This window comes from Comamonas humi, from assembly GCF_054782535.1.
In genome coordinates this window covers 73223-89137 of sequence record NZ_BAAGSH010000009.1, presented here as the reverse complement: position 1 = coordinate 89137, position 15915 = coordinate 73223, and the positions used below count along the sequence as shown (strand labels likewise).

The 15915-nt window shown below is 69.2% G+C and carries 16 protein-coding genes; 7 read left to right on the top strand and 9 right to left on the bottom strand.

Annotation, left to right across the window (positions count from 1 at the left end):
- Positions 1-14: 14 nt before the first annotated feature.
- The gene (locus ACYVKR_RS11675) at positions 15-1205 is read right to left on the bottom strand and encodes an efflux RND transporter periplasmic adaptor subunit (RefSeq protein ID WP_460481079.1); all 1191 of its coding nucleotides are present in this window, start codon (positions 1203-1205) and stop codon (positions 15-17) included.
- A gap of 183 nt (positions 1206-1388) precedes the next feature.
- Between ACYVKR_RS11675 and ACYVKR_RS11670 the strand changes: the two genes are divergently transcribed.
- Positions 1389-1952, top strand: a complete 564-nt coding sequence (locus tag ACYVKR_RS11670; RefSeq protein WP_460481078.1) for a TetR/AcrR family transcriptional regulator — start codon at positions 1389-1391, stop codon at positions 1950-1952.
- Positions 1953-2045: 93 nt separating this feature from the next.
- On the opposite strand, the gene ACYVKR_RS11665 is transcribed toward ACYVKR_RS11670, so the two are convergent.
- The 3 genes from ACYVKR_RS11665 to ACYVKR_RS11655 are packed head-to-tail and all read right to left on the bottom strand — an operon-like array spanning position 2046 to position 5228.
- Positions 2046-3284, bottom strand: coding sequence for a PLP-dependent aminotransferase family protein (locus tag ACYVKR_RS11665; RefSeq protein ID WP_460481077.1), 1239 nt, complete (start codon positions 3282-3284; stop codon positions 2046-2048).
- 46 nt (positions 3285-3330) lie between these two features.
- Entirely contained in the window at positions 3331-4653 is a 1323-nt protein-coding gene (gene tadA, locus ACYVKR_RS11660; protein ID WP_460481076.1) for a tRNA-specific adenosine deaminase, read from the bottom strand.
- Positions 4650-5228: a DUF2242 domain-containing protein gene (locus ACYVKR_RS11655; RefSeq protein ID WP_460481075.1), complete on the bottom strand. Its 579-nt coding sequence runs from the start codon at positions 5226-5228 to the stop codon at positions 4650-4652. The genes tadA and ACYVKR_RS11655 overlap by 4 nt, the downstream gene beginning before the upstream one ends.
- A gap of 177 nt (positions 5229-5405) precedes the next feature.
- On the opposite strand from ACYVKR_RS11655, the gene ACYVKR_RS11650 reads away from it, so the two are divergent.
- The 6 genes from ACYVKR_RS11650 (at position 5406) to ACYVKR_RS11625 (ending at position 11947) form a co-directional block, all read left to right on the top strand.
- Positions 5406-6287 (top strand): peptidoglycan DD-metalloendopeptidase family protein, encoded by an 882-nt coding sequence (locus tag ACYVKR_RS11650; RefSeq protein WP_460481074.1) that lies wholly within the window; start codon positions 5406-5408, stop codon positions 6285-6287.
- A gap of 138 nt (positions 6288-6425) precedes the next feature.
- Complete coding sequence (locus ACYVKR_RS11645; protein WP_460481073.1) at positions 6426-7265, top strand: DUF4377 domain-containing protein; 840 nt, start codon at positions 6426-6428, stop codon at positions 7263-7265.
- A 350-nt stretch (positions 7266-7615) separates the two neighbouring features.
- Positions 7616-8884: an MFS transporter gene (locus ACYVKR_RS11640; RefSeq protein ID WP_460481072.1), complete on the top strand. Its 1269-nt coding sequence runs from the start codon at positions 7616-7618 to the stop codon at positions 8882-8884.
- Positions 8881-9639 (top strand): pseudouridine synthase family protein, encoded by a 759-nt coding sequence (locus tag ACYVKR_RS11635; RefSeq protein ID WP_460481071.1) that lies wholly within the window; start codon positions 8881-8883, stop codon positions 9637-9639. The genes ACYVKR_RS11640 and ACYVKR_RS11635 overlap by 4 nt, the downstream gene beginning before the upstream one ends.
- A 53-nt stretch (positions 9640-9692) precedes the next feature.
- Positions 9693-10889: a M20 aminoacylase family protein gene (locus ACYVKR_RS11630; RefSeq protein ID WP_460481070.1), complete on the top strand. Its 1197-nt coding sequence runs from the start codon at positions 9693-9695 to the stop codon at positions 10887-10889.
- A gap of 17 nt (positions 10890-10906) precedes the next feature.
- Positions 10907-11947: a TraB/GumN family protein gene (locus ACYVKR_RS11625; RefSeq protein WP_460481069.1), complete on the top strand. Its 1041-nt coding sequence runs from the start codon at positions 10907-10909 to the stop codon at positions 11945-11947.
- Between the two features lie 28 nt (positions 11948-11975).
- Here ACYVKR_RS11625 and ACYVKR_RS11620 read toward each other — a convergent pair whose 3' ends face one another.
- The 5 genes from ACYVKR_RS11620 to ACYVKR_RS11600 all read right to left on the bottom strand — a co-directional run bounded on the left by ACYVKR_RS11620 (position 11976) and on the right by ACYVKR_RS11600 (position 15461).
- Complete coding sequence (locus tag ACYVKR_RS11620; RefSeq protein ID WP_460481068.1) at positions 11976-12962, bottom strand: Bug family tripartite tricarboxylate transporter substrate binding protein; 987 nt, start codon at positions 12960-12962, stop codon at positions 11976-11978.
- Positions 12963-13029: 67 nt separating this feature from the next.
- Entirely contained in the window at positions 13030-13416 is a 387-nt protein-coding gene (locus ACYVKR_RS11615) for a RidA family protein (RefSeq protein WP_460481067.1), read from the bottom strand.
- A gap of 198 nt (positions 13417-13614) precedes the next feature.
- Positions 13615-14286, bottom strand: coding sequence for a helix-turn-helix domain-containing protein (locus tag ACYVKR_RS11610; RefSeq protein WP_460481066.1), 672 nt, complete (start codon positions 14284-14286; stop codon positions 13615-13617).
- Positions 14287-14427: 141 nt separating this feature from the next.
- On the bottom strand, positions 14428-15054 hold the full coding sequence (gene yfcF, locus ACYVKR_RS11605; protein ID WP_460481065.1) for a glutathione S-transferase: 627 nt from the start codon (positions 15052-15054) through the stop codon (positions 14428-14430).
- A gap of 164 nt (positions 15055-15218) precedes the next feature.
- Positions 15219-15461: a hypothetical protein gene (locus ACYVKR_RS11600; protein ID WP_460481064.1), complete on the bottom strand. Its 243-nt coding sequence runs from the start codon at positions 15459-15461 to the stop codon at positions 15219-15221.
- Positions 15462-15915 lie beyond the last annotated feature (454 nt).

Here is a 15915-nt window from a genome sequence, read left to right as displayed (position 1 = left end):
TGCTTCCTCGGCCGTCAATCGGCCGTCTTGTCGGAGGCCTTGTCGGCGGCTTTTTCGGCAGCCTTGTCGGCTGCGGCCTCGGCGGCCTCGACCAGCACCTTGGCGCCCGGCTGTGCGCCCGCCTGCCGCCCCACCACCACGCGGTCGCCGGGCTGCAGCCCCTCGGTGATGTGCCACTGCGCGCCATGCATGGCGCCGGTCTGCACCGGGCGCTGCTGCACCGTGTCCTGCGCGTCCACGACCAGCACCTGGGCCTTGCCCTCGGCATTGCGCTGCACGGCGCGCTGCGGCACCAGGATGGCGGCCGGGTCCGTGCCCTGCCCCACCGTCACCCGCACGTACATGCCCGGCAGCAGCATGCCGTCGCGGTTGTCGAACTGGCCGCGCAAGGCCATCTGGCCGGTGCTGCGGTCCACCGTCACGTCGGAGAACAGCAGACGCCCCTCGCGCCGCTGGCCGGTGCCGTCCACCGTCAGCGCGATCGGCGCGCCCTGGTCTTGCGTCAGCCGGCCCTCGGCCAGCGCCGCGCGCAGGCGCTGGGCCTCGGCCACCGGCTGCTGGAAGTCGGCGTAGATCGGGTGCAGTTGCTGGATGAGCGCCATCGGCGTGGCCTCGCCCTGGCCGACCAGCGCGCCCTCGGTCACCAGCGCGCGGCCGATGCGCCCGGCGATCGGCGCCTTGACGGTGGCGTAGTCGAGGTTGAGGCGGGCGGCCTGCACGTCGGCCTGGGCCGAGACCTGCGCGGCCTGCGCGCTCTTGAGCGCGGTCTTCGCGGCGTCGAAATCCTGGCGGCTCACCGCCTCGATCCCGACCAGCGGCTCGTAGCGCCGCACCACGGCCTGCGCCTCGGCGGCAGCGGCCTCGGTCTTGGCCAGCTCGCCCTGCGCCTTGGCCAGCGCCGCGCGGAACGGCGCCGGGTCGATCTGGAACAGCACCTGGCCGGCCTTGACGTCGGCGCCCTGCTCGAAATGGCGGCTCAGCACGATGCCCGCGGCACGCGCCCGCACCTCGGCCACCCGCACCGCCTCGATGCGGCCCGGCAGCTCGCTGGTCTGCGCCAGCGGCCGGGCCTGCACCGTGAGCACATCGACGGTCGCCGGGCCCGTGGCCGCCTGGGGCGCAGCGCTGGGACCGCAGCCGCTCATCACGCCCGCCACGGCCAGCGCCAGCAGGGATCGCCATGGCATGTCTTGGCGTTGGATCATTGGAACCTCTTCATGGTGTTTGAATTTAAAAGCCACCGAATGGTATCCATAAATCCAATTTGAATCAAAAAAGATTCAAATGCCTAAAAAACATATGGCAATGCAACTTTTCATCCGATAGCAATCAAGAATGATCCTTCTTAGATTCTTATGATCTAATTACGCATCTCACAGGGCAGGCACATGACACTCTCCGACACCCAGGCGCATGCGGACGACCACCCCTTGCTGGCCGCGCTGGCCGTGGCCATGGTGCAGCGGCCGCGGGCGCCGCTGCAGGACCTGGCCAAGGCGGCCGGGGTCAGCAAGGCCACGCTCTACCGCTTCTGCCGCACGCGCGAGCAGCTGGTCGACCGGCTGCTGGTGCACAGCTCGGCCATGATCGACGAGGCCATCCGGGATGCGGAGCTGGACACCGCGCCGCCGCTGGAGGCGCTCAGGCGCCTGAGCGCCAACCACCTCGAGCTGCGCGAGCTGATGGCCTTCCTGGTGTACTACTGGCGGGACGACGCGGTCGACCCCGACACCGAGGCGGGATGGACGGCGCAGATGGACGGCTTCTTCCTGCGCGGGCAGCAGGCCGGGGTGTTCCGCATCGACATCGCGGCGCCGGCGCTCACCGAAATCTGGGTCTCGACCCTGCTCGGCCTGGTGGACGCCGAGCGCCGCGGCCGCATCGCCCGGGCCGGCATGGCGGCCCTGCTGGAGCGCGCCTTTCTGCATGGCGCGGCCGCAGCGCCGGCCTGAGCGCCGCGGCCCCAGTGGCGCCGCAGGAATGCTATATATTTAATAGCTTATAGCGCTTGATGGATAAGTGCCAGGGCCCGATTTCATTCAAAATCAGGCGAACGCCGCCTGCAGCGCCTGCGCCAGGTCGGCCTGCAGGTCGTCCGCCGACTCCAGCCCGATGGAGAAGCGCACCACGGTGCCGGGCTTGAGCGCCGAGCCCTTCACGCTGCGCATGCTGGCGATGTCGTACGGCACCACCAGGCTCACCGGGCCGCCCCAGCTGTAGCCGAGCTTGAAGAAGCGCAGGCTTTCGCAGAAAGCGTCGATCTGCGCCTGGCTGTAACGCGCATCGAACACCACGCTGAACAGGCCGGCCGCCGCGCCTTCGCCGCCGTGGTGGTGGCCGCACAGCGCCTGCCAGTGCGCGTGGCCAGGCGCGCCGTCGAAGGCCGGGTGCAGCAGCTGCACCACCTGCGGCTGCGCGGCCAGAAAGCGCGCCAGCTGGCGCGCCGCCAGGTCCTGCGCGCGGTAGCGCAGCGGCAGGCTGGGCAGGCTGCGGATCACGGTCTCCAGGTCGTTCACGCCCACGCCCAGGCCCAGGTGCATGTGCGTGGCCTGCACGCGGCGGTGGATCTCGGGGTTGCGCGAGACGATGGAGCCCATCAGCACGTCGCCGCCGCCGCTGGGGTACTTGGTGAGCGAGTGCGCCGTCACGTCCACGCCCAGCGCATAGCTGCCGTCGCCATCGAGGTCGAAAGCGTTGAAGGCCAGGCCCGCGCCCCAGGTGTTGTCCAGCGCGCTGAGGATGCCGCGCTCGCGGCACAGCCGCACCTGCGCGGGCAGGTCGGGGAACTCCATCGACACCGAGCCCGCCGCCTCCAGCCAGGCCAGCCGGGTGGCGGGCGTGATCTTGGCCGCCATGTCGTTCACGTCCAGCGGATCGAAGTAGCTGATGCTCACGCCAAAGCGGCGCAGCTCGCTCTGCGCGAAGGCCTTGTTCGGGCCGTAGGCGTTGTCGGGCACGAGGATGTGGTCGCCCGCCTTGAGCAACGCGATGCCGATCACCGAGATCGACGCCAGGCCGCTGGGCACCAGCACGCAGTGAAGGCCGCCTTCGAGCGTGGCGATGCGCTCCTCGAGGATGTAGGTGGTGGGCGTGCCGTGCAGGCCGTAGGTGAAGGCGCTCTTGTCCTTCCAGTCCCAGGTGCGCATGGCTTCCACGCTGGGAAAGAACACGGTCGAGGCCTTGAACACGCCGGGCTGCGGCGCCGCATAGGCCGCGGGCGGTTCGTACTGGTGGTGGATCAGGTCGGTGGCGGGATGCAGCGGGGGATTGAGGCGGTCGGTCATGGGCTGGGATGTTAACCCGCGCAATCACTGTCTCAGGTTTGGCCTGTCACGGTTTCGGCATATCGAAATACGCCAGCGCCTCATGCGCCAGCGGCGCGGGCGCCTGCAGCGGCAGCCAGTCGCCGCCGGGCACGCGGTGCTGGCGCGCCGCCGGCGGCAATGCCCCGGGCGCGGCCGGCCACCATTGCGGGTGCTCGGGCCAGCTCACCAGCAACTGCGCGGCCCCGGCGGGCGCCGCAGGCGCATCCAGCCACCGCGCCTGCGCCGCCACCCAGGCGCGCAGCCCGGCGCGGTAGCCCTTGTCGGGAAACTGCGCCTGCCACTGCGCAAAGTCCTCGCCCAATGCTCCATCGGCCGGCAGGCTGGCGGCAATGTCCCACTGCGGCTTGCGCGCCATGCCGGCCAGCCATTCGCGGCATGCGGCGCTGGCCTGCAGCGCCGGGTTGATGAGCCACAGCCGTTCAGGCTGCAGGGCCAGCGCCAGGCGCGCGGCATCGCCATGCGCGGTGACCACCGTGTGGCTGCGGGCCACGCCCAGGCGGTCCAGCAGTTCTTCGATCACCGCGAGGTGGCGCGCATCGGTCAGCGCGCCCTCTTTCTTGGGTTTGTCGCTGCGGCCAAAGCCGAGCCAGTCGGGCACCAGCACGCGGTCGCCCTGCGCCGCCAGCAGCGGCGTGAGCCGGCGGAACAGCGCGCCATGGGCCGGGCTGCCATGCAGCAGCAGCCAGGTGCGGGGCGAAGCCGGTGCCTGCTGCACGGCGCTGTCCCACACATGCAAGCGCAGGCCCTGCAGCGCCGGCAGGTCGCTGTACCAGGTGGAGCCGGCATCGGGGGCCAGGCAGGATTCGGGCGTGCGCAGCGCGTCGTCGCGCAGCGGATGGGCGGCGGCGCGCTGCTCGCTGCGCCGCTGCGCAAAGAAGTCGGCCAGTTGCCGGCTGGCCGCTTCGGCCAGCACGCCGTGGCGCACGCAGGTGTGGTGGTTCAATCGCTGCTCGGCAAACAGGTCGAGCACCGAGCCGCCCGCGCCGGTCTTGGGCTCGCTCGCACCCCAGACCACGCGCGCCACCCGCGCATGCAACAAGGCGCCCGCGCACATGGCGCAGGGTTCGAGGGTGACGTAGACGCTGCAGTCGTCGAGCCGGTAGTTGCCCACGCGGGCGGCGGCATCGCGCAGCGCCATGATCTCGGCGTGGGCCGTCGGGTCGTGCCGGGCGATGGGCTGGTTGCTGCCGCGGCCGACGATCTCGCCGTCCCGCACCACCACGGCGCCCACCGGCACCTCGCCGCGCCCGGCGGCCTCGCGGGCCTCGGCCAGCGCCTCGCGCATCCAGCGCTCGTCATCCGGCCAGGCTGCGGGGGCGGCGGTCATTTCCGCGCCGCGCTGTCGTCGGCTGGCGGTGGTGGCTCGTCGTCCAGGCGCAGCTGGTTCTTCACCAGCTCGAAGAAGCTGTCGTAGAAGGTGGTGGAGCTGACCGTCTCGCTGCCGATCTTGACCATGGAGTCGTTGCCGCCGGTGAACGGCAGCGACAGCGACCCCAGGCCACCGACGCCCACGCTGGCCGAGCTGCTGCTCTTGCGCAGCGCATAGGTGTCCTTGAGCGCGCTGACGAAGCCCACGCTCACCTTGCCGTCGGCGCTGTCGGGCACGCAGACGATGCGGATGGTCATCAGCTGGTGGTTCTCGGGCGCGGGCTGGAAGCTCTTCTGCCCTTCCACCTCCTGCGGCTTGGCGGTGTTGATCAGGTAGCCCTGGCTCAGCAGCGCGCGGCGCGCGGCCTCGCAGGCGCGCTGCGGCGGCGCATCGAACAGGCGCGAATAGGTGGCGGCGGAGGCGAAGGTCTCCGGCTCGCCCCGGGGGTAGCCGGGCGACAGGCTGGTGGCGCAGCCGGCGAGCGCAAGGCCCAACCCGCCACACATCAATGCTTTGACAACTTTCCCCAACATGAATGGCTGACTCTTGTGCAACTACGATCGGACATCAAGCCACTTACTTTAACGGATTTTGCCTACCCGGCCGGTAGGACTCCGGCGCGATCATCGCTTTTGCCGATCCAGGCCATACCGCGGACGGCTGCTGGCAGGCAGCTATCATTATTACAGTAGACCTCCAACCTCTCTTCGATGCCCATGCACCATCCCGCGCCCGACCACATCCCCTTCCTGCCCCGCCGCCGCTGGCTGCAGGGTGCCGCCGGCTTGGCGCTTGCACCGTGGCTGGCACCGCTCGCGCAGGCGGCGGACGGCTGGCCCGCCGAGGCGCTGGTGCCCGGCGGCGTGGCGCGCCTGTCGCTCGGCCCGGGCGCGGAGCGGCCGCGCGCGTTTGCTGGCGATATCCCCGTGCTGGTGCTGGGCGATGCGATCGAATGGACGGCGCTGGTCGGCATACCGCTGTCCGCCCCAGTGGGCAAGGCCCGGCTGCGCGTGCAGGACGCCAGCGGCACGCGCACGCTGGAATACACGGTGCATGCCAAGAAATACAGCGAGCAGCGCCTGAAGGTCGCGCCCAAGACCGTGGACCTGTCGCCCACGGACATGGCCCGCTACGAGCGCGAGCGCGACCACCAGGCCCAGGTGATGGCCACGTTCAGCACGCCGCTGCCCGCGTCGCTCACGCTGCCCGCGCCGGTGCCGGGGCGGCGCTCCAGCTCGTTTGGCCTGCGACGCATCTTCAATGGCCAGGGCCGCAATCCGCATAGCGGCATGGACATCGCCGCCGCCACCGGCACGCCCATCAAGTCGCCGCTGCCCGGCAAGGTGATCGACACCGGCGACTATTTCTTCAACGGCGGCACCATCTGGCTGGACCATGGCGGCGGCTTTCTCACCATGTACTGCCACCTGAGCCGCACCGCCGTGCACACGGGCGATACGGTGCCGGCCGGCCAGGTGATCGGCGACGTGGGCGCCACCGGCCGCGTCACCGGGCCGCACCTGCACTGGGGCGTGATGCTGAACCGCACCATGGTCGACCCGGCGCTGTTCCTGCCCGAGGGCCATGGCTGACCTCTATTGACAATTCAGTTACGAAAGCTAACGAACCCTCACCAGCCCACACGTTCTAAACTGCCTTGAACCGGAGCCGCCGACCACGAGTTCGCGGACACTCCCCCATCAGAAGAAGCCACCAGGAAAGGAATCACCATGATCGCATTCGCCCCCCGCCTCGCCGCCTGCGCCGCCGCCGCACTGATGCTGGCCGCCTGCGCCGGCTCGCCCTCCGCCACCACGCCTTCTTCCAACAGCAGCACCGCACCGTCCACCATGCCCGCCAGCACCGCCCCCAATCCCCTGTATGCCTACCACTGGGACCTGGAGCGCGCCGTCGACGCCAAGGGCGCGGCGCTGCCGCAGTACGCCGGCACGAAGGCGCCGGTGCGGCTCACCTTCCTGGCGGCCGAAGGCAGCAATGGCGCGCACGTCAGCGTGGCCAACCTGTGCAACGTCATGTCTGCCGGCGTCGAGGTCGACGGCGACAAGATGCGCGTGGGCAGGCCCATGTCCACCATGCGCGCCTGCGCCGACAACAAGCTGATGGCGCTGGAGAACCTGGTGGGCCAGCAGATCAGCACCATCCAGCAGTTCAAGCTCAGCGACGCCGGCAGCCAGCCGCGCCTGGAGCTGCGCCTGGCCGACGGCAGCACCTGGCACCTGGCCGGCAAGCCCACCGACGAGACCCAGTACGGCGGCAAGCCCGAGCGCATCTTCCTCGAGGTGGCGCCGCAGCGCGTGGCCTGCAGCCATCCGCTGATGCCCAACCACCAGTGCCTGCAAGTGCGCACCGTGCAGTACGCGGACAACGGCACCAAGAAGTCCGTCGGCGAATGGAGCGCGTTCTACGACGAGATCAAGGGCTACCAGCACGAGGCCGGCGTGCGCAACGTGCTGCGCGTGAACCGCTACGAGCGCAAGAACGTACCGGCCGACGCGTCGCGCTATGTGTACGTGCTGGACATGCGGGTGGAGTCGGAGATCGCCCGCTGATCCTGCAAAAACCATAGCGGCTTGCGCTTGCTTTTTCGCATTTCAACAGATATTTCGGCCTGTACCTGAGATGTAGCAAGCGCCAGCAGCTATCATTTTCAATGATCCATCCCGCGCCAGGCGCCCAGCGCCCTGGCGCTTTTTTGTACCCAGACTGCGGGGATGGGTTTGTGGATAAGCTCCGCATATCCCCATCAAATCCTTGATTTATCAGCAAAAATTCCAGCTGATTAAAAATTGCGCAGTCAAGTGTATGACCCATGGCACCGGCCCGGCGGCGGCTTCGCGGCACAATGGCGGGCTTGCCCGGCCCTCCCAACAGACTCCATAACACCGGCCGGCCGTCATCCATGGCCTTACACACCTCCTCCGTCCCGCTGCGGCAGCCTGGCTTTGCCGCCTTTCTCTGCGCCCGCGTCCTCGCCGTTGCCGCCACCCAGATCCAGGCCGTGGTCGTGGCCTGGCAGGTCTACGACCTGACCCGCGCGCCCATGGCGCTGGCCTACGTGGGGCTGGCGCAGTTCATCCCCATGCTGTTGCTGCTGCTGCCCGCGGGCGAGCTGATCGACCGGCTGCAGCGCAAGCGGGTGCTCGCCGTGAGCTGGGCCATCGGCGGCCTGTGCAGCGGCCTGCTGTGGTGGCTGTCCACCAACGGCCATGCGGGCGTGGGCGGCATCTACGCGGTGCTGGTGCTGTTCGGCGCGTCGCGGGCATTCTCGGGGCCGGCGCTGCAGAGCCTGCTGCCGCAGCTGGTGAGCAAGGAGGTGCTGCCCCAGGCGATCGCCACCAACAGCGTGGTGATGCGCGGCGCCAGCATCTGCGCGCCCATGCTCGGCGGCTTTCTCTACGCGGCGGGTGGCGGCCACCTGACCTATGCGCTGTGCCTGCTGGGCTTCGCGGGCGGCGCGCTGCTGCTGGCGCGCGTGCCGCTGCGGCCACTGCCGCCGCCGGCGCCCGCCGCCGCGCAGCCCGCGGCCGGCGACAACATCTGGCAGCGCTTTGGCATCGGCATCCGCTTCATCTTCTCGCGGCCCATGATCCTGGGCTGCATCTCGCTCGACCTGTTCGCCGTGCTGCTGGGCGGCGTGGTGGCACTGCTGCCCATCTACGCGCACGAGGTGCTGCAGGCCGGCCCGCAGGGCCTGGGGCTGCTGCGCGGCTCCATGGCCATGGGCGAGCTGGCGGCGGGCCTGTACCTGAGCGTGCGGCCTTTCAACCGCCAGGTGGGGCCGCGCATGCTGCTGGCCGTGGCCGTGTTCGGCGTGGCCAACCTGGTGTTCTCTCTCTCGCACTGGCTGTGGCTGTCGTGCCTGGCGCTGGCGGTGGCGGGCGCGGCCGACATGGTGAGCGTCTTCGTGCGCGGCTCGCTGGTGCAGTTCGCCACGCCCGACGCGATGCGCGGCCGGGTGCAGGCGGTGAACATGCTGTTCATCGGCTCGTCCAACGAGCTGGGCGAGTTCCGCGCCGGCACCAGCGCGGCGCTGCTGGGCGCGGTGCCGGCGGCGATTGCCGGCGGCGCCTGCACGCTGGCCGTGGTGGCGCTGTGGAGCAAGCTCTTTCCCGACCTGCGGCACATCAACCATTTTGAAGAGGCGCACAGTCCTCGCGACCCGCAGTGATCCCCATCCTCTGGCGCGACGAGCACCTGATCGCCGTCTACAAGCCCGCCGGCTGGCTGGTGCACCGCACCGGGCTCGACGCGGGCGAGACCCGCTTCGTGCTGCAGGCCCTGCGCGACCAGATCGGCCAGCACGTCTACCCCATCCACCGGCTCGACAAGGGCACCTGCGGCGTGCTGCTGCTGGCGCTGCACAGCGACGCGGCGCGCGCGATGTGCGCCATCTTCGAACAGCACCGGCTGGGCAAGCGCTACCTCGCGCTGGTGCGCGGCTTTGCGCCCGGAGCCATCGAGGTGGACCATGCGCTGCGCCCCGACGACGCACCGCCCGATGCGCCGGTGCAGTCCGCGCAGACCGCGTTCCGCCGGCTGGCCACGCTGGAGCACCCCGAGGCCTACGACCCGCGCTTCGCCGGCACGCGGCTGTCGCTGGTCGAGGCCGAGCCCCGCACCGGCCGCCGCCACCAGATACGCCGGCACCTCAAGCACATCGCCCATCCCATCATCGGCGACGCCACGCACGGCAAGGGCCCGCTCAACCGCTGGTGGGCAGAGCGCCTGGGCGGGCAGCGCCTGTGGCTGCATGCCTGGGAGCTGTCGTTCACCCACCCCTTCAGCGGCCGGGCGATGGCGCTGCACAGCGGCCTCGCGCTGCACGGCCAGCCCGATGCCACCCACGACAGCCTCGCGCACTGGCAGGCGCTGCTGCAGCGCCCCGGCTGGGCCTGGGACGATGCTGCTATGCATATGCCTTGAAGCTGTATGCGGCGGCGGGATAATGGCATGAAGCACTCCCCAGGACATCCGCCATGTACCTCGACTCCGACATCTCCCCCCACCTCGGCCGGCTCAAGGCCTTCCGCCATGACCTGCACATGCACCCCGAGCTGCGCTACGAGGAGCAGCGCACCGCCGACCAGGTCGCGGCCTGGCTGAGCGCGCTGGGCCTGCCCATGGCGCGGGGCCTGGGCACCACCGGCATCGTCGCCAGCATCCACGGCGCGGGCCGCAGCAGCGGCAACCCCGGCCCCACCATTGGCCTGCGCGCCGACATGGACGCGCTGCCGGTGCAGGAGATCAATCGCTTCGGCCATGCCAGCACCGTCGCCGGGCGCATGCACGCCTGCGGGCACGACGGCCACACCACCATGCTGCTGGGCGCGGCGCAGCTGCTGGCGCAGCAGCGGGACTTCGACGGCACGGTCAACCTGATCTTCCAGCCCGCCGAAGAAGGCGGCGCCGGCGCCCGCGCGATGATGCAGGACGGGCTGTTCGAGCGCTTCCCCTGCCAGGCCGTGTTCGGGCTGCACAACTGGCCCGCGCTGCCGCAGGGCGAGATGGGCGTGCGCGTCGGCCCCATCATGGCGGCAGCGCTGCGCTTCGAGATCATCGTGCGCGGCCGCGGCGGCCACGCCGCCCTGCCCCACACCACCATCGACCCCATCCCGATCGCCTGCAGCATCGTCGGCCAGCTGCAGACCCTGGTGTCGCGCGGCACCGACCCGCTCGACAGCTCGGTGCTCACCGTGGGCCAGATCACCTCGGGCACGGTGGAGAACATCATCCCCGACGAGGCGCGCATCTTCGGCACCTGCCGCAACCTGCGCAGCGACTCGCAGCAGTTCATGATCGACGGGCTGCACCGCATCTCGCAGCACATCGCCGAAGCGCACTTCGCCACGGCCGAGGTCATCATCAAGCCCGGCTACCCCAACACGCACAACCACGAGAAGGAAGCCGTCTTCATGGGCGAGGTGATGCGCGAGATGGTCGGCGACGCCAACGCCCACACCAACGTGCTGCCCGCGATGACGGCCGAGGATTTCGGCTTCTTCCTCGAGGCCGTGCCCGGCGCCTACGGCTGGATCGGCAACGGCCCCGGCGGCCAGCCCGGCGTGGGCCTGCACAACCCCGGCTACGACTTCAACGACGACAACCTCGCGCTGGGCGCCCGCTTCTGGGACCGGCTGGCGCGGCGCTGGTTCGAGATCCAGGCGCAGCGCTGAAGGAATATTGGCAAAACATGCCTCTAGCGCTCATCCATACTGCGCAAGCAGCTATCAAATCAGCAGCAAAATACCTCGCAGCCGCCGCCTGCGCCTGCCTGCTGCTGGGCCCGGGCCTCGCCACGGCCGAGCCCTGCCCGCCGCCGCTGGCTCCGCTCTCGCCGCAGGAGGTGCAGCGCCTGCAGCGGCAGGAGCACCCCGACCGCGGCGTGCTGTGGGAGCTGAGCAAGGGCGCGCAGCGCGGCTACCTGCTGGGCACCATCCATGTCGGCCAGCCCGAGTGGCTCTTCCCCGGCCCGCGCACCCGGCAGGCGCTGCGCCAGGCCCCGGCCATCGCGCTGGAGCTAGACCCGGCCGACCCCGCCACGCTGCAGGCCCTGCTGGAGATGATGCGCCACGAAAGCGACGTGCAGAAGCTGATCCTGCGCCACAACCCGCGGCTCGTGGCCCGCATGGACGCGCTGGCGCAGCAGGCCTGCGTGGCCCTTCCCCAGTTCCAGACGCTGGGCGTGGTGGGCAAGGTGCTGACGCTGACCATGCTGAGCGCCCAGCAGGACGGCTACCGCGCCGAGTACGGCGTCGACCTGATGCTCGCCGCCGCGGCCCGTGCGGCGCGCAAGCCCGTCAAGGCGCTGGAGACGGCGCAGGAACAACTCGAAGCCCTGGGTGCCGTGCGCAGCAACCGCCTGGCCGACGCCGCCACGCCGCAGGAGCTGGACAAGGTGCTCACCCGCATCGAGGACGGCACCTACCGGCGCCAGATGCAGGCGCTGGCGCAGGACTGGAGCAGCGGCGACCTGCGGGCGCTGGACGAGCTGATGCGCAACTGCGACTGCCTGGACGAACTCGACATGAAGGCCTCGCTGCTGGACGAGCGCAACCAGCGCATGGCCCGGCGCATCCCCGCGCTGCTCGACGACTACCCCGGCATGGTCATCGCCGTGGGGCTGCTGCACATGGTGGGCGACGGCAGCCTGCTGCAGCAGCTGCAGGCCCAGGGCTATGCCGTGCGGCAGCTGACCGGCAAGGGCGCGGAAGCCGCCGCCACGCCGCGCTGACGCGCAAGGCGGCTGCCGGCCAGCAGCCCTACTCGATCCGCGCGCCCGACACCCGCACCATCTCCTTCCAGCGCGGCGCATCGGCGGCGATCAGCGCGCGCGTGGCCTCGGCGCTGTCGGTGGTGGCCAGCACCAGCCCCGCCGTCTTGAGCCGCGCCGCCAGTTCGGGGCTGGCGCCGCGCTTCACCCCGTCGGCAATGGCGCGCACCAGGGCCGGGTCCATGCGTGCGGGGCCCGTCAGCGCGTTCCACGACTGCAGGTCCAGGTCGCCCAGGCCCAGGTCGGCGAACTCGCCCAGCCCTGGCACGTCGGGCATCAAAGGGCTGCGCTCATGGCTGCCCACGGCCAGCGGAACCAGGCGGCCCGCAGCCACATGCGGCATCAGCGCGGGCATGAAGTCGAACACCATGTCGATCTGGCCGCCGAGCAGGTCGTTCAGCGCCGGCGCACCCCCGCGGTAGGGCACATGCAGGATGTCTGCGCCGCTGCGCTTGGCCACGCTGGCGATCAGCAGGTGCCCGGGCGAGCCATTGCCGGCCGAGCCGTTGGTCAGCTTGTGGCCGGGCTGCTTCGCCCAGTCGATCAGCTTGCGGAAATCGGTCCAGCCGTGCTGCTTGGCGCGCTCGGGCGTCACGCAGCACATCACAGTGGAGGTGACCAGGCGGGCGATGGGCGTCAGGTCGCGTTCCGGGTCGTACGGCGCTTTGCCCAGCATCAGCGGCAGCGCGGTGAAGAACGAGACGTTGAAGACGCCCAGCACCGTGCCGTCGGGTGGCGCATCCTTCACCGCCTGGATGCCCAGCAACCCGTTGGCGCCGCCGCGGTTGTCGATCACGATCGTCTGCGAGGTGGCCGCCGTGTAGGCGCCCGCCCAGTTGCGCGCGATGGCATCGGCGGCGCCACCGGCCGGGAAAGGCACGACCCAGCGCATGGGGCGGCCGCCGGACAGCACCTGGGAGCGCGCGGCGAATGGCAGGGCAAGGGCAAGCGACAGGAAGGCGCGGCGGGTAGGCATGGCAGGGCTCCTCGGAATCGTCGATGGGAAACGTGGCGCCGGCCGGCGTGCCGGCGGATGGCAGTGCTCAGTCGCTGCCCAGGTAGGCCGTGGCGTCGATCTCGACCAGGCAGTCCGGCGAGCCCAGGCCGGTGACGATGCACGACACGCGGTGCGGCGGGTCTTCGCCGAAGTTGGCGAAATAGACCTCGTTCATCGGCGCCCAGTTGGCGCGGTCGGTCACATACACCGTGCACTTGACCACGTCGCGCAGGCTGCCGCCCGCCTCCTCGACCAGCGCGCGGATGTTGTCGATGGTCTGCTGGGTCTGCGCCCGCACGTCGCCGATCGCGAACTGGCCCTGCAGGTTGCGCCCCGTGGAGCAGGCAAACAGGAATCCCCCCGCCAGCGTGGCCTGCGCAAAGGGCAGCGCGGGTTTGAACACACGGTCGGAAGCAATGGCGCGCTTGGGCATGGGATCAGGTCTCCATCAAGGATCAGTCAGGGACACATCCGGCGGCTCAGGAACGCCCTGCAGGCCGCCATGCCTATGTCGTGGATGTGAAAATTTCCGTCAGAAATTTCATAAAAATATAGGGTACTGTCTCGATTTTCACTATCGGGGTTTTCCTGGCGCGCAGGTCGCGATGCATGCATCGCCCGCGGATGCGGCTCAGTACGAGGGCGGCGTGACCACCCAGAGCAGCTCGGTGCGCGTGTCGCCCGGATTGCGGTAGCGGTGCGGCAGCGTGCTGGGAAAGCTGAAGCTGTCCCCTTCGCCCAGCGCGAAGAAACGCTCGCCCACCCACAGCTCCAGGCTGCCGCGGATCACCACGCCCGCCTCGTCGCCGGCATGCAGGTAGGCCTCGCCGCTGTCCGAGCCCGGCTCCATCACGGACCACAGCAGTTCCAGCGGCCCATCGAGATTGGGCGAGAGCAGGTAGTCCGCGATCCCCGACGCGAAAGACAGCTGGCGGCGCTGGCCCTTGCGCACGACGACGCCGCCGTCCGACGGCGCAGCCGCATCGCCCTGCGGGAAAAACCAGTTGATCTGAATGCCCAGAGCCTGCGCGATCGCATGCAGGTCGCTGATGGTGGGCTTGCTGAGCCCGCGCTCAACCTGGCTGAGAAACCCTATCGACTTGCCGCAGGCCTGCGACAGGCTCTGCAGCGACAAGCCCTTGGCCTTGCGCAAGCTCTTGATCTCCCCGCCGATCCAGTCCATGGGATCGACCGGCGCCGCCACGGCTGCCGCAGGCTTGCGCCCGGGGCGTCTGGCGCCGGCAGCGGTCTTGGCCGCAGGCCGGCTGGACAAAGGGTTGTGCTGAGAAAGAGAACTTGCCATGGCCCGCCGGTGGAATCTTGCGATGGAAAATTCATGATACTGAAATCTGAAGAGCCACCACGAAACTAACGCGAGCCTGTGACTGCTTGACTAGCATGCAGGACCTCCCCGCGCACGCGCAGCCACAGCCAGCGGACAAACCTAATGGGCAGCCAATGGGGGACGGTCGCGGTTCACCCATAGCTGCACAGAAGGCCGTGCCCACTGGTGCCGGGCATAGGCAGCCAGATGCTTAGGCACCGGGTCGCCATGCATGGCCAAGCGATTCAGCATCAGCGCCAAGTCCACGTCCGCGATGCACCAGGCGCCAAACAAGTTCTCGCTGCCGCTGTCCAGCAAGGCATCAGCCGCCTCAAACAGCTTTGCCGCCGCAGCACGCGCCTGCGCCGTCAGCAGCTGCCCCTTGCGGCTATAGAACACCACTTCGGTCGAGCGTTCCTGCCGTATAGGCAGGAGATCGCTGCGCAACCAAGCCTGGACTTGGCGAGCCCTTGCCCGAGCGCGCGGCTCTGATGGATACAACGCGGTTCCGCCAAACGTCTCATCCAGATACTCGGTGATGGCAGACGACTCGGAGAGCGCGAAACCGTCATGCACCAGCGTCGGCACCCGCTGGGTGAGCGAGACACCCGCATAGGCCGGATGCTGGTTCTCTCCTTTTTCGAGATTCACCGACTCCATCCGAAACGGCACTGCCTTCTCGGTCAGCGCCACAAACACCGACATCGCATAAGGACTGACGTACTGCGCATCGACATACAGCTGCATGCCTGACTCCCATATCGTTGGAAAAAAGTACCTCGGCCATCCTAATGCACTCGACCTCTGAGCGAGCCGAGTCGCGTACTAGGCAGACCGCGCCAGCAAAGCCGATCAATTCGGCTTCCCGCTGCGCCCCAATGGCATGCAGCGGTTGCTGGCGGCAGTTCTGTTCAGTCGTTGCGGTCGGTGCGCAGCACCTGCTGCAAAGCCATGCGGTCGGCGCGGCGCTGCGCGCCCTGGCTGCGGATGTGCTTGCCGGCTGCGCCGGACAGGCGCCGCTGGGCCATGGCCTTGGCAACAGGGTTGAAGGGAGTGGCCTCGGCCACGATCAGCAGCGCCATCGGCTGCTTCATGCGGCGCAGGGCCTTGACCCGGCCCTCTTCGTAGGCACGGGAAACGGTTTTTGCACTCATGGTGCGGTTCCTCACGGGCCGCGCCGCTGCCGGTCAGGCAGGCGGCGGCGGCCCAAACAAAAAGCCCCGGCGGAGAAGCCAGGGCTTTTGTCGATCCCGCCGGCCATGGAGGCAGGCGGCGATCAGGGCCGAGGCTGAACGGTGTGCACACGGTTCAGCCGGGGCAGGAACCGTGTTCAGTCGAAATGCGTGAACATGAGATGGGACATGGCAAAAACTCCTAGGTGGTGCGCTGCAGAAGGTTGCTCGTTGCTGCAGCGATCAGAAGATGAGGGGGCGACTGTAAGGCCTGGGCGGCCGGGCAGCAAGCACCGCGGCTGTATTGTTGCAAAAATACAACCATTCAAAAGCTGGCTTTACGCGGCTTTTTGCTGGCTTTTGCGGGCAACTTCCGGCAATGCGCAGGGTGGTGTGGCGAGCACGCCTGCAGCGGCGGTGAGAACACCGCGCCCGC

Coding starts and splice junctions, on each gene's coding strand:
- ACYVKR_RS11675 (WP_460481079.1), bottom strand. CDS start 1,205: ATGATCCAACGCCAAGACATGCCATGGCGATCCCTGCTGGCGCTGGCC.
- ACYVKR_RS11670 (WP_460481078.1), top strand. CDS start 1,389: ATGACACTCTCCGACACCCAGGCGCATGCGGACGACCACCCCTTGCTG.
- ACYVKR_RS11665 (WP_460481077.1), bottom strand. CDS start 3,284: ATGACCGACCGCCTCAATCCCCCGCTGCATCCCGCCACCGACCTGATC.
- tadA (WP_460481076.1), bottom strand. CDS start 4,653: ATGACCGCCGCCCCCGCAGCCTGGCCGGATGACGAGCGCTGGATGCGC.
- ACYVKR_RS11655 (WP_460481075.1), bottom strand. CDS start 5,228: ATGTTGGGGAAAGTTGTCAAAGCATTGATGTGTGGCGGGTTGGGCCTT.
- ACYVKR_RS11650 (WP_460481074.1), top strand. CDS start 5,406: ATGCCCATGCACCATCCCGCGCCCGACCACATCCCCTTCCTGCCCCGC.
- ACYVKR_RS11645 (WP_460481073.1), top strand. CDS start 6,426: ATGATCGCATTCGCCCCCCGCCTCGCCGCCTGCGCCGCCGCCGCACTG.
- ACYVKR_RS11640 (WP_460481072.1), top strand. CDS start 7,616: ATGGCCTTACACACCTCCTCCGTCCCGCTGCGGCAGCCTGGCTTTGCC.
- ACYVKR_RS11630 (WP_460481070.1), top strand. CDS start 9,693: ATGTACCTCGACTCCGACATCTCCCCCCACCTCGGCCGGCTCAAGGCC.
- ACYVKR_RS11625 (WP_460481069.1), top strand. CDS start 10,907: ATGCCTCTAGCGCTCATCCATACTGCGCAAGCAGCTATCAAATCAGCA.
- ACYVKR_RS11620 (WP_460481068.1), bottom strand. CDS start 12,962: ATGCCTACCCGCCGCGCCTTCCTGTCGCTTGCCCTTGCCCTGCCATTC.
- ACYVKR_RS11615 (WP_460481067.1), bottom strand. CDS start 13,416: ATGCCCAAGCGCGCCATTGCTTCCGACCGTGTGTTCAAACCCGCGCTG.
- ACYVKR_RS11610 (WP_460481066.1), bottom strand. CDS start 14,286: ATGGCAAGTTCTCTTTCTCAGCACAACCCTTTGTCCAGCCGGCCTGCG.
- yfcF (WP_460481065.1), bottom strand. CDS start 15,054: ATGCAGCTGTATGTCGATGCGCAGTACGTCAGTCCTTATGCGATGTCG.
- ACYVKR_RS11600 (WP_460481064.1), bottom strand. CDS start 15,461: ATGAGTGCAAAAACCGTTTCCCGTGCCTACGAAGAGGGCCGGGTCAAG.